10 protein-coding genes are annotated in these 12,203 nt (G+C 60.7%); 2 read left to right on the top strand and 8 right to left on the bottom strand.

The genetic code is table 11. The features are described from left to right. Positions 1-37: 37 nt before the first annotated feature. From metG to rsmI, 3 genes are all read right to left on the bottom strand, one after another. Positions 38-1,870: a methionine--tRNA ligase gene (gene metG, locus RAE09_RS04895; protein WP_150850737.1), complete on the bottom strand. Its 1,833-nt coding sequence runs from the start codon at positions 1,868-1,870 to the stop codon at positions 38-40. A gap of 152 nt (positions 1,871-2,022) precedes the next feature. Then, positions 2,023-3,879 (bottom strand): BCCT family transporter, encoded by a 1,857-nt coding sequence (locus RAE09_RS04890; protein WP_316981112.1) that lies wholly within the window; start codon positions 3,877-3,879, stop codon positions 2,023-2,025. Between the two features lie 247 nt (positions 3,880-4,126). Continuing rightward, the gene (gene rsmI / locus RAE09_RS04885; RefSeq protein ID WP_179386236.1) at positions 4,127-4,981 is read right to left on the bottom strand and encodes a 16S rRNA (cytidine(1402)-2'-O)-methyltransferase; all 855 of its coding nucleotides are present in this window, start codon (positions 4,979-4,981) and stop codon (positions 4,127-4,129) included. A gap of 24 nt (positions 4,982-5,005) precedes the next feature. Between rsmI and RAE09_RS04880 the strand changes: the two genes are divergently transcribed. Then, positions 5,006-6,625, top strand: a complete 1,620-nt coding sequence (locus RAE09_RS04880) for a dolichyl-phosphate-mannose--protein mannosyltransferase (protein WP_179386235.1) — start codon at positions 5,006-5,008, stop codon at positions 6,623-6,625. A gap of 17 nt (positions 6,626-6,642) precedes the next feature. Here RAE09_RS04880 and RAE09_RS04875 read toward each other — a convergent pair whose 3' ends face one another. Beyond that, complete coding sequence (locus tag RAE09_RS04875; RefSeq protein WP_316981111.1) at positions 6,643-7,344, bottom strand: zf-HC2 domain-containing protein; 702 nt, start codon at positions 7,342-7,344, stop codon at positions 6,643-6,645. After that, positions 7,331-7,744 carry a DoxX family protein gene (locus RAE09_RS04870; protein WP_049379053.1) on the bottom strand — a complete coding sequence of 138 codons (414 nt, stop codon included), beginning with the start codon at positions 7,742-7,744 and terminating at the stop codon, positions 7,331-7,333. The genes RAE09_RS04875 and RAE09_RS04870 overlap by 14 nt, the downstream gene beginning before the upstream one ends. Before the next feature lie 156 nt (positions 7,745-7,900). Between RAE09_RS04870 and RAE09_RS04865 the strand changes: the two genes are divergently transcribed. Continuing rightward, positions 7,901-8,617 (top strand): DNA-3-methyladenine glycosylase I, encoded by a 717-nt coding sequence (locus RAE09_RS04865; RefSeq protein ID WP_316981110.1) that lies wholly within the window; start codon positions 7,901-7,903, stop codon positions 8,615-8,617. A gap of 14 nt (positions 8,618-8,631) precedes the next feature. On the opposite strand, the gene sepX is transcribed toward RAE09_RS04865, so the two are convergent. From sepX to glp, 3 genes are all read right to left on the bottom strand, one after another. Then, positions 8,632-10,008, bottom strand: a complete 1,377-nt coding sequence (sepX, locus tag RAE09_RS04860) for a divisome protein SepX/GlpR (RefSeq protein ID WP_316981109.1) — start codon at positions 10,006-10,008, stop codon at positions 8,632-8,634. Positions 10,009-10,151: 143 nt separating this feature from the next. After that, the gene (locus RAE09_RS04855) at positions 10,152-10,862 is read right to left on the bottom strand and encodes a GNAT family N-acetyltransferase (RefSeq protein WP_250411684.1); all 711 of its coding nucleotides are present in this window, start codon (positions 10,860-10,862) and stop codon (positions 10,152-10,154) included. Continuing rightward, the gene (gene glp / locus RAE09_RS04850; protein WP_005329134.1) at positions 10,862-12,172 is read right to left on the bottom strand and encodes a molybdotransferase-like divisome protein Glp; all 1,311 of its coding nucleotides are present in this window, start codon (positions 12,170-12,172) and stop codon (positions 10,862-10,864) included. The genes RAE09_RS04855 and glp overlap by 1 nt, the downstream gene beginning before the upstream one ends. Between the last annotated feature and the right edge of the window lie 31 nt (positions 12,173-12,203).

Raw genomic sequence — 12,203 nt, 5'->3', positions numbered from 1 at the left:
TGGAAAAGAGGCAATAACGCGGCCGTTTTAGGTGCTATTACTTAGTAACAGGCGCCCACTCCGGGCCAGTCTCGCCCAGCTCTGGGTCAAGCTTAGAGATGAGCGGCTTCGGCTTGGCCAAGGCGGTGCCCGGCTCTACCTGGATGCGCTCCCACTTTGCCTGCTGCTGGGTGTAGTCACCCATGATGACCGGATACTCGTGGCCCTCTGGCGGCAAGCCAGCACCGACGAGCTCTACCGGGATATCGTCCTTGACATCATGGACCTCCGGCTGGGCCGCCCACACGCCCTCGCGGCCCAAGGTTTCATGGACCTTCTGCGCGGTAAACGGCAGGTACGGCGTGAGCATGACATTGCAGTCAGAAACCACTTGGAGAGCAGTCCACAGCACGGTAGCTAGGCGCTCGCGCTGGGCCTCATCCTTGGCCAACTTCCATGGCTCTTGGTCTGCAATATAAGCGTTGGCTTCGCCGACGACGTGCATGATAGCGGTAATTGCCTGCTTGAACTTGGACTGTTCCAGCAAAGAACCGGCGGTCTCGAAGGTCTCTTCCGCCAGCTGCAGGATTTCCTTATCCTTTTCTTCCAGCGCTGCTGGTGCTGGAACCTCACCGAAGTTCTTAAACGCCATAGAAACGGTGCGGTTGACCAGGTTGCCCCAGCCATTGGCCAGCTCATTATTGATACGGCGGACAAACTCATCCCAGGTAAAGTCCGTGTCGTTATTCTCCGGACCGGCCACGGCGATGAAGTAGCGCAGGGCATCTGGGCCAAACTCCGCCAAGAAATCCTTGACATAGATGACAACGCCCTTGGAGGAGGAGAACTTGGAGCCAGACATGGTCAAGTACTCAGAGGAGACGATTTCCGTGGGCAGGTTCAACTCGCCGTACTGGTGGAGTTCACCGCCCTTGTTGCCCTTGCCGGCATAGCCCAGAAGCTCGGCCGGCCAGATCTGGGAGTGGAAGGTGATGTTGTCCTTGCCCTGGAAGTAATAGTGGCGTGCCTCCGGGTTCTGCCAGAAGTCCTTCCACGCCTCAGGCTGACCAGTGCGGTATGCCCACTCGATGGAGGAAGACAGGTAACCGATGACCGCATCGAACCACACGTAGAGCTTCTTGGCGTTATTGTCCTGCCAGCCCTCAACCGGGATCGGAATGCCCCAGTCAATATCGCGCGTCATGGTGCGCGGGCGCATATCCTCCAGCAAGTTCAGGGAGAACTTCAAGACGTTCGGGCGCCAGTCCTCACGGGTGGACAGCCATTTTTGCAGCTCGTCCTTGATGGAGGGCAGATCCAGCAGGAAGTGCTCGGTTTCAATGAACTTTGGGGGCTCGCCGTTGATCTTGGATACGGGGTTGATCAGGTCCACCGGGTCGAGCTGGTTGCCACACTCATCGCACTGGTCACCGCGGGCGCCATCCGCGCCGCAGATAGGACAGGTGCCCTCAATATAGCGGTCCGGCAGGGTGCGTCCGGTAGACGGAGAAATAGCGCCCTGGGTGGTCTCTTTGAGCATGTAGCCATTGGCATACAGGCCCTTGAAGAGTTCCTGTACCACGGAGTAGTGGTTACGGGTGGTGGTACGAGTAAAGAGATCGTAGGACAGGCCGAGGTTGGCTAGGTCAGTGACGATCTGGCGGTTGTAGCGGTCTGCGAGCTCGCGAACGGACACGCCTTCTTTGTCCGCTTGAACCAATAGCGGAGTGCCGTGCTCGTCCGTACCGGAGACCATGAGTACGTTGCGGCCACGCATTCGCTGGAAACGTGCAAAGACGTCAGAAGGAACACCAAAGCCGGCCACATGACCGATGTGGCGCGGGCCGTTGGCATAGGGCCAGGCAACATTTACTACTACAGACTCAGTCATGGGTTCTACTGTATCGAAGCCGGCTCTTGTCCACACGATCAGGGCAGACATTTACTCCGCAGGTGAACCGCAATTTCAGAACAAAGCGCCCACCGCTTCCCCACTGCTGAGGAAACGATGGGCGCTATGAAAGCAACCGTGAAGGGCGCTAGCTACTTGCGCTTCATCGGGTGCTTGAGACGCTCGTTGCGGCGCTTCTTGAGTACCTGCGTGCGCTGGTACTCGCGGTGCAAGCGGCGCTCGCGGGCCATCTTGCGCTGGAACTGCTGTGCCTCGCGGTACTCGAGGTAAATAACATCCTCGCTCAGTGCCTTGTAGATGGCGAACATCAGGCCAACGACAATGAACAAGAATGGCAGTGCAGCAACGATGGTGACGTTCTGCAGGTTAGACAGTGCGTCCTCATTAGCCAGAAGCAGGGTCAGGCCTACCAAGGCAGTCAGTGCGCCCCATGCCGCGGATAGCCACGGCTTAGCGGTAGAAGCACCATTTTGGGACATGGAGCCCATCACCGTGGATGCGGAGTCCGCAGAGGTGACGAAGAAGGTAGCCAGAAGAATTGCTGCAACAATACCGGCAATGAAGCCGCCGGGCATGGACTGCAGGAGATTGAACAGCTCTTCCTCAGCAGACTCGCCGGTGATGGATTCGCCGTTTTGCTCCATGTGGATAGCGGTGCCGCCGAAGATAGCGAACCACAGGGTGGATACGCCGGCTGGGATAAGCAGGACGCCGAGGCAGAACTCGCGGACGGAACGACCGCGGGAGATGCGTGCCAGGAACATGCCCACGAATGGGGACCAGGAAACCCACCATGCCCAGTAGAAGATGGTGTAGCCGGACAGCCACTCACCGGCGGCGCCGTTTTCGGACTCGGCCGTGCGGCCAATCATCTCGGTGAAGTAGTTGAGGTAGTTACCGATGGAGCCAGGAATCTGGTTGAGGATGGTAACGGTCGGGCCCAAGATGAACACGAAGATGGCCAGCACTGCGGCGAGGACCATGTTTGCGTTGGAAATGTACTGAATGCCCTTGCCCACGCCGGACATCGCAGACAGGAGGAATGCGAGGGTAAGGACCAGAACGATGCCAATAACCACGGAATTGGTGGGGTTATCGATGATTCCGGATGCCTTCAAGCCGGCCTGAATCTGCAGGGCACCCAGGCCCAGGGAGCAGGCGGTACCGAAGACGGTGGCGAAGATGGACAGGACATCGATGAACTTGCCCACCGCACCATTGGCGTTACGCTCGCCGATAAGCGGCACGAAGGCCTGGCTTAATAGCTGCTTGCGGCCAATGCGGAAGGTGGAGTACGCGATGGCCAAGCCAACGATGGCGTAGACCGCCCAGGGGTGCAGCGTCCAGTGGAACATGGCATAGGCCATGGACGATCCAACGTTGCCAGTGCCCTGGCCTGGGGTGCCGTCACGGTAGTTAGCCAGCGGCTCGGAAGCGCCGTAGAACATCAGGCCAATGCCCATACCGGCGGCGAACATCATGGCAATCCACGATGGCGTGGAAAATTCCGGCTCCTCATTGATGTGGCCCAACTTGATGGAGCCGAACTTGGAGGCGGCAATAAAGACAACGAACACCACGAAGACGGTGCCGAAGAGGATATAGGCCCAACCGAAGTTGTCCACGACCCAGGTCAGGGCCGAAGAGGAGAAGTTGGCAAAGTTGTCCGGGGCGGCCAGGCCCCACACAACGATCGCGGCGACCAGAACTCCGGCGATGCCGACGATGGACCAATCGATTGGCATATTGTCACGATCGGCCGCGATTTCCACCTCAGGATCGTCATAGCGCTCCGGGTGGAAGCCATCGGAGTGAATCATATCCTGAAGCTGGCCGGTGGCAGATTGTGCGTCCAGCTGTTCGTCTACAGTCTGATAATTCTCAATAGGCTGCCCGCTCGAAGAAGCAGAGGCCGGCTGCGCCTGTGCGCCGACCGGTTCCTTTCCTTCTTCTGGCACGCCTGTGCCCATATTTTCCGAGTTTGTCATGAGCTATACAGTGGTGCGGAACTGCTCAATTATCAAACGAAGCACGTAGAAACTTCGCTGCTCAACGCCGTTTCCCAGGGATTTTCCACGATAATTTGAAAGGTTTTTACGCTTCATTTCCCCATGTAAATACCGCTTTAAGCCGCCCACACGCCCGAGCACTATAACAATTCAATTACAAAGCCCCCGTTGGTGAAGCCGTCTACGCGCGCTACGGGGTGTGACGTAATCGAATAAGCGGTGGGGACTAGCCCTCGCGAGCTGCCAAAGCGGCATCATAAAGCTCGCGGTTGGAAACCTCAGTACCTTTGGCTACCTGCTTGCACGCGTCCTTCAGCCGCATCCCCGCCTCCGCTAGCTCGAGCGCCTTGGGCACCAAGTCTGCGGCGGTAGCGGCAGCGGCTGTACCGCCCTCGATCACCACGGTGATCTCTCCCCGAGCACCGTCTACTGCCCACTCGGCAAGCTCACCCAAATTGCCGCGGCGGATTTCCTCATAGGTCTTGGTCAGCTCCCGGCACACCGCGGCCGGGCGGTCGGCGCCGAGAATTTCCGCTGCCTCGGCCAGGGTTTCGGCCACGCGGTGAGGAGATTCGAAGAAGACGATGGCTCGCTTTTCGTTGCGCAGTGACTCCAGCCACGCCTTGCGGGGACCGGGCTTGCGAGGAGGAAAGGCGTCGAAAAGGAAGTGCCCCACGCCCAGGCCCGAAAGCGCCAGGGCCGTCGGCACCGCGGAGGGGCCGGGAAAACAGGTCACGGGAATATCGCGCTCGGCTGCAGCGGACACAAGGGACAGGCCCGGATCAGAAATAATCGGCATTCCGGCATCGGTGACGACGAGGACGGTGCCAGCCGCGGCGGCGTCGATAAGCTGCTGGGCCCGGTCCTTTTCATTGTGGTCAAAATTGGACACCACTCGCCCGGAAATCTCGATCCCTAAGGCCTGGGCCAGATTGCGCACGCGCCGGGTATCTTCGGCCGCGATGACGTCCGCATGCTGCAAGGCATGCATTAAACGCGCGGAGGCATCTCCTACGTTTCCCAGCGGCGTGGCGGCGAGGATTACCCCGCGCGGTAGTGGATCCAGACCTAAAACAGACATGCCTCTAGCATTCCATACTCTCTAATGCGCGGTTGCGCTACGTTGTCGCCTAGACTCAACCAAGTGACTATTGCTACCGCTGCCCCATCGCGCCCCACGCACGACACCGTGGCTCCGCCAGCACCCCGCGCCTATCAGTGGGGCAAGGCTGACTGGATAAGCACTAGCGTCGTCGGCGTCCTTGCACTCATTACCCGCTTTGTCGGCCTTACCGCGCCCGTTTCCAAGGGCACGCCCGTCTTTGATGAAAAGCACTATGTTCCCCAAGCCTGGGACATGGTGCGAAGCTGGGATAACCTTTTTATCGGCGGCATTGAAACCAACCCCGGCTACGGGCTGGTGGTTCACCCACCGCTGGGCAAGCAGATCGTGGCACTTGCCGAATGGGTCTTTGGTTATTCCCCAATGGGCTGGCGTTTTATGACGGCGCTTTTCGGAGCAGCCACCGTGCTCTTGACGATGTCCCTGGCCCGCCGGGTCTCCTTATCCTGGCAGGTAGCAACCCTAGCCGGCCTCATCGCCGTATTTGATGGCGTGCTCTTGGTCTCCTCCAAGTTCGGCATGCTGGATATCTTCCAAGTCTTTTTCGTAGTAGCCGCCGCCTGGGCGCTCGCCCGCGATCATAACCAGATGCGCGAGCGCCTCCACAACGCGTTTGTGAAGGACCGGATGGGCTCGTCCGCCTTCGGCCCGCGCTTTGGATTCCGCTGGTGGCGCCTCCTTGCAGGCGTCTGTCTTGGCCTTTCCCTGGGCGTGAAGTGGTCCGGGCTGTACTTCATCATGTTCTTTGGCCTGATGTCCGTCTTTAGCGACCTTGCCTTGCGCAAGCGCTATGGGGTACGCCGCTATATCCTCGGCACCCTGGTGCGCGATACCCCTGCTGCCTTGGCCTCCCTTGTGCTCGTGCCGGTACTGCTCTACGCCTGGACCTGGCGGGCGTGGTTTTCCTCCGAAACCGCCGTGTACCGCCATGCCAAGGTGGATGGCACCATCGAGGATGGATCGTGGCTGCTGAACCTGCCCGATTCCTTAGCCGGCTGGTTCTACTACCACTCCTCTGTCCTGGAATTCCACGCCAGCCTGACCTCCTCCGGCGGCCATCATCACCCGTGGGATTCCAAGCCTTGGGCCTGGCTCGTTGCCGCCCGCCCGATCTTGTACTACTCCTCCACCGACCTGCAGTGCGGTGATGGCAGTAACGAATGCCGCAAGATGCTCTACCTCTTTGGCACCCCGGCCATCTGGTGGCTGGTCATCCCGGCCGTGCTGTGGGGCCTGTGGTCGCTCATTATTCGCCGCAACCGCGCCTTTCTTATCCCCTTGGTGGGCTTTGCGGCAGGCTTTTTGCCCTGGCTCGCGGCCTTTGACCGCCAGATGTACTTCTTCTACGCCACGGCTTTTATCCCCTTTGTCATCGTGCTTATTGCGTTAGCTTTAGGCCAGCTCATCGGGCATGGCAGGCCTGTGCGGTGGGGATGGCTGAAGAGCTTGGCCGGCGGCCCCGTACGTTGGGGTACCATCGCCGCAGTTTTCTACCTAGCCTTGGTAGTGGCGATGTTCTTCTACTTCTCTCCCATTTTGTACGGCTACAAGATTCCAGATTCCTGGTACCACTCCATGATGTGGCTGCCGAGCTGGACCTAACCGCGCCTGAATGAAGTTTATTGCGGCTGTGCGTTGAGGGACTTCCACCACGCGCGCACGAGGTAGCCCTTTTCTGCCGCCCAGGCCCACGCCAGGCTAATAGTTGCCAGCGCGGTGGCGATAAGGAAATACACCTGCTCAATGGTTACGGTACCCAGCGCTATATCGCGCATGCCAAAGCCGAAGAGGAAGGCAAACATCGTGGCCGATACCGGAAGCAGCCCGGTAACCGCTGCGGGGCGCCAGGCGCTGAAGAATAGGCCGCAGGCCATGCCAAAGCGTACTGCAGCGCCCTCCATCAGCAGGTTGGCTCGCTCCGGATCCGCAGTGGGATCTAGGACCTTCCCTTCCGCGCCCAACGGTACGAGCCCGGAGGCGTGCACGATGAGCACCACTGCCCAGATTGCAAAGATTGCACCCATAACCACCATGGCGGCGCGTGCGACCGTGAGGTTAGCTTGGCGCGCGCTCGAGGTACGCCGCCATTCCGGCTCCACGCCGGCCAAGATGACATCAGAAAGATCCGTGGGCGGAGCCATGCCGGAATCCGCGGGCTCCACAAAGCTCAATGAGCGCGATAGCGCGGCCGCCTTGTCGCGGAAAGCGCGGCATTCGGTGCAGCTTTCCAGGTGGGTATCAATGACGTCCTGGGACAGATCGGAGTGCTCTCCATCCATGTGCGCGGAGATTGCCGCCTGGACCTGGCTATGCGTCAACATTGCTGAGCACCCCGTCCATGCTGGCTCTACCGGAGCCAAAAATTACGATCATCAGCAGGGATAGCAGCAATACCAGTGGGTATTCGATTCCGCCGTCGGCAGCAAAAAGCCCGTGGCCCAGGTGCACGAAATAGAGGGCACACCCCATGAGCAATGCGAGTGCCCCGGCGACAAAAGTGGTGAGCAGACCAACGACGAGGAATGCACCGCCGGCCATCTCCCCGATGGCGGCGATATAGCCGGAAAGCTGTGGCTGCGGCACCCCTAGGGCGGAAAATTGCCCCACGGTTTCATCCATGCCGGTCATAAACATCTTGTCCACGCCGTGTGCGATAAAGATTAATCCGAGGACCGCTCGAAAAATAAGCAGTGCGGCATCGCGTACGGCAGGTCTATTCATGCTGAACAGATTACCCTGAACCCCTCACCCGATGCGAAGGCAATGGACTACACCCATACTCCTGGGAAATTCGCCCTTTGGCGGGGGAAGGAAAAGAACACGGCCGCGCAGGCTGTTTCAATGGAAACCACGCACAAAAGATAAAAGGAGAACACCATGAGCGAACCAACTAGGCAGTCCGAAGAGCGCACCACCTTGGTCTATGACGATGATGGCCTGGGCCGCCCGCCTTGGGCGATGTCCTCGCCGATGCTGAAGGAGTATTACGACACCGAATGGGGCCTGCCCATTTTCGATGAAGCTGGACTCTACGAGCGTTTGAGCCTCGAATCTTTTCAGTCCGGCCTTTCTTGGGCGGTGGTGCTCAAGAAGCGCGAGGCCTTCCGTGCGGCCTTTTGCAACTTCGATCCGGACAAGGTCGCCCAATTCGACGAGGCGGACGTGGAGCGTTTGCTTGGCGACGCCTCCATTATCCGCAACGAAACCAAAATCCGCGCCGCGATTAATAACGCCAAGGCAACCATCGCTCTGCGCGAGGAAGGCGGGCTGGCGGAGTTCATTTGGGCTTACCAGCCTCCGGAGAACCTCTACCCCACCGTGATGGAGGATATTCCGAAAAAGAGCTACGAGTCCAAGCTCATGTCCCGCGAACTCAAGAAGAAGGGCTTTCGCTTCGTTGGCCCGGTTACCTGTTTCGCCCTCATGGAGGCCATCGGCATGATTGATACGCACCTTATCGGCTCCCATCGCCGCGGTACCTCCGGGGTGTGGCTGGAGAGCGGCGTGCCGAATTATGGCCTAGCGCAGGAATACAACGCGCTCGCGAACTCGCAGACAGCGGGCGCTGACGAGCTTCACGGCGCTGCTAGCTAGTCCGCCTCGCGCGCTTATCCAGCGCGGCGGGCCGCTAGGTCATCGCGACGGCCATAACCATCGGGCCCGGCGTGCGGACCGTCAAAGTCGCCGTCCTCACCATCGCTATAGCTCAGCGGAAGGTGCACGAAGTCCGGGCTTTCATCGTCGATTTCCACCACCACGGCGCCTGGGCGGCGCAGGTTGCGCGGAATCTTTAGCTCTTCGTCCTCGGCGTTGCGCACGCCCAAACGGGCGCGGCGCAGGTGGCGCACACGGCGGCGCATCAGTGCCTGTTCCTGGCGTACCTGAGAGCGAAGGGCGATCAAGTAGGCCACGGTGAGCACGCCAGCGACGGCAGCCAACCACCAAGTCCAGCCACCGACCACAATGCCCAGGGCTACCGTGAGCACCACGGCCACGGCAAGCCCCAGCAGGGTGCGCTGACGGCGCTGGTAGCGCGTTGCAGACTTTTCCTTTTCCGCTACCGGATCCCAGCCACCGCGGCCCAAGCGACGCTGGGCGAACTCGACCTCGTCCTCGGACAAGTCGGTATCCATGCCGGCTTCGTCTGCTTCCTTGGCAGCCGCGAGCTCCTCGGATCCCTCGGCCTCGTCTACCTCGTCCGCGCCGGCAGGATCTACGGAGTCATCCTCATTGACCTCGGCCTTGTCTACGGCGCCCGGGTACATGAGGTCTACCGGCGAGGTATAGGTTTCGTCGTAGGCATAAGCATCGCTCGCCACGCTAGAGACAGCTGGGGCGCTAAAGACCTCAGCCTCGGCGGCGGCAACATCGGAGGTTTTGTCCTCAGTGGACTCGTCCGCGGCGTCGTCCTCGTCCTCCAGGAGCACATCGTCGACGTCGTCCGCCTCTGCGGTATTGGCTTCCTTGTCCGCATCAGCCTGCTGAGAGGCAGGAACCGCAGCTGCCTGTGGCTCGACTGCAGACGAGTCTTCTTCTGCAACCGCTTCTTCCACCAATTCGCCGTCGATGGTTTCTGCCCGCTCCGTGGAATCTTCACCAGCGGTGGAGGTGGAAGCGCCGGTAAACGCTCGGCTACCGCTGCCGAAGGGCTGGGACTTGGCCCGGCGTGCGGCACCGGCAATCGTTACGGAGCGCGACGAGGACTTGGTGGCCTCGGTATCGGATTCACTGTCGGCAGCGTCTGCAGCCTCGACGACTTCGTAGTCCGCCTCGTCCTCATCGTCACGGCGGTGGACGTCGCCGGCACGCAGGCGCGGACGACGCCGGCCAGCGACCTTGCCGGAATCTCCTTCAAAGAGGACCCGGGTATCTTCAAAGGCCTCACCGGTATGGCTCATTGGGCGGTTATTCCTACCCAGTAGCCACGGTGCGAGTACGAAGAGCCACACCACGATGATCGCGATAATCGGCACAGCTGTCGACACGAAAAGGACCTTCCCCTTGAATACAGATGATTACTCCACCTTAAACGGTGAAACCGCACCGTAGCACCCCAAATTCGCACAAATTACAATGTTGTGACTTATGTGAAAATTGAGGTCAAGTTCCCAGCGAATGGGACGCTATTTCACGCCAGCCGGCCAGCTTGGCGCAGGCGCTCCACCGCCGTAGAGGCAAAGTCTTCTTTCACCAACGCCACGTAGTGGTGGTCCTGCCACGCGCCGTTGATATGCAGATTGCGCCGCAAATACCCCTCATGCCGGAACCCGTTGGCGGCCAAGACGCGGCCCGAGGCAGGGTTGTGCTCTAGATAGGTAGCGGTCACCCGGTGTAGGCCCACCCGCTCAAAGGCGTGGTCTACGCCCAAGGCGGTGGCCGCCGTAGCCACTCCGGCGCCATGCACCGCGGAATAGACCCAGTAGCCAATCCAGCAATCGCGAATGCTGCCATGCTGAATATTTCCTAGGGTCACCTGCCCGGCGAACTTTCCCTCCACCTCAATGACAAGCGGGATCACCAGCGCCTCACGCGCGGCGGTGCGCAGGTACATCAGGTGATTCCACCACGCCTGCTGGCTATGCGCCGCCGCCCACGGTGCGGCTTGGGTCGGCTCGACCGGGCGGAGGAAGCATTCATCGTCGATGCGCTGACGCCGCCACTCGTGGCCGTCGGAACGCAGCAGGGGGCGCAAACGCATCCGCGCCCCCGAGGGAAAGACAGAAGAGGAGGGAAGCTGGACAATAGGAGTGGATTCCGGCCACCCTGGATGCATGTCATCGGCGGGGCCGGTAGCAGGATGGCGGAACCTATCCGCCGCGTTGCCGAAGGGATCGAGCATTAGCTGCGCTGGGTCAAAAACAACACATCAACCACATCGCCCGGGCGGATTTCGGTGACCTCTTCCGGCACGCGAATCATGGCGTTGGCCTCTGAGAGGCCGGCCAAGAGGTGGGCTGGGGCACCTGCGGCACCGCCGAGGCCTTCCACCAAGTAGTCCGCGGTTTCGGCATCGCGCATCAGGCGAGCACGGATGAAGCCGCGCCGGCCGGGGCGGGAATCGATGTGGTTCAACGCGCGCGCACGCACCACGCGGCGGTGCGCATTGCGCTTGCCCAGCGCCAAGCGGATGAGCGGGCGGATATATACCTCAAAGACCACAAGCGCGGACACCGGATTGGACGGCAGCAAGAAGGTAGGAATGCGCTCCTCTCCCACCAGCCCAAAGCCTTGGACGGAGCCGGGGTGCATGGCCACGCGGGAGGTATCGACATCACCAAGATCGTCGAGGATCTCGCGAATGGCCTCGGCGCCAGCGCCGCCCACTGCGCCGGAGATAACCAGCACCTCGCTGCGGGCAATGTGCTTTTCCAATGCTTCGCGGATGCGGCGCGGCTCGCCCTCGGCAATGCCCACGCGGTGCACCTCCGCCCCGGCTTCGCGGGCCGCGGCGGCCAAGGAATAAGAGTTCACGTCAAAAACCTGGCCCAGTGCCGGTTCTTGGTCCAAGTCAACCAACTCGCGGCCAAAAGAAATAATGGTAATACGCGGCCGCGGGTACACCAGCACCTTTGAGCGGCCTACCGCGGCTAGAAGGCCAATCTGAGCTGGACCCAAGACGGTGCCGGAGGATACGGCGACATCACCAGGCTGGATATCGTCGCCCACTCGGCGCACAAAGTCACCAGAGCGCACCGGGCGGTGGGCGGTAACGCGCTTGCGACCGCGGTCGGTCCACTCGAGGGGAAGGACGGCGTCGGCAAGCGTGGGCAAAGGCGCACCCGTATATACGCGCACCGCTTGCTTAGGCTGCAGGCGCAGCGGCTGCTTGGAGCCGGCCGGAACCTCACCCACCACGGGCAAGGAACGCTCTACCTCCGGCTGCGGGGAATCCGCATCCTCTTCGCCCTCTGCGGACTGTTCTTCCTGGTCCTTGTGGCGGCGCACCCGCAGACCCCGCTCGCCGCCGATATCGACGGCGCGCACGGCGTAGCCATCGATGGCCGCTTGTGGGAAGCCTGGCAGGGGCTGGTTAGCCTGAACCTGCTCGGCGCACATCAAACCCAGCGCGTTGGAAATACCGATGCGCACCGGCTCCGGCGTCGTCGCCGCATCCGTTACCAGCGCCAACTGGTCATCAACTGAACGCATAAGGTCTATGCCCGCCCTTTCTTCGCTTCCA

This window comes from Corynebacterium tuberculostearicum (genome assembly GCF_032821615.1).
Lineage (GTDB): Bacteria > Actinomycetota > Actinomycetes > Mycobacteriales > Mycobacteriaceae > Corynebacterium > Corynebacterium tuberculostearicum_H.
This window is presented reverse-complemented; position numbering and strand designations above follow the sequence as displayed.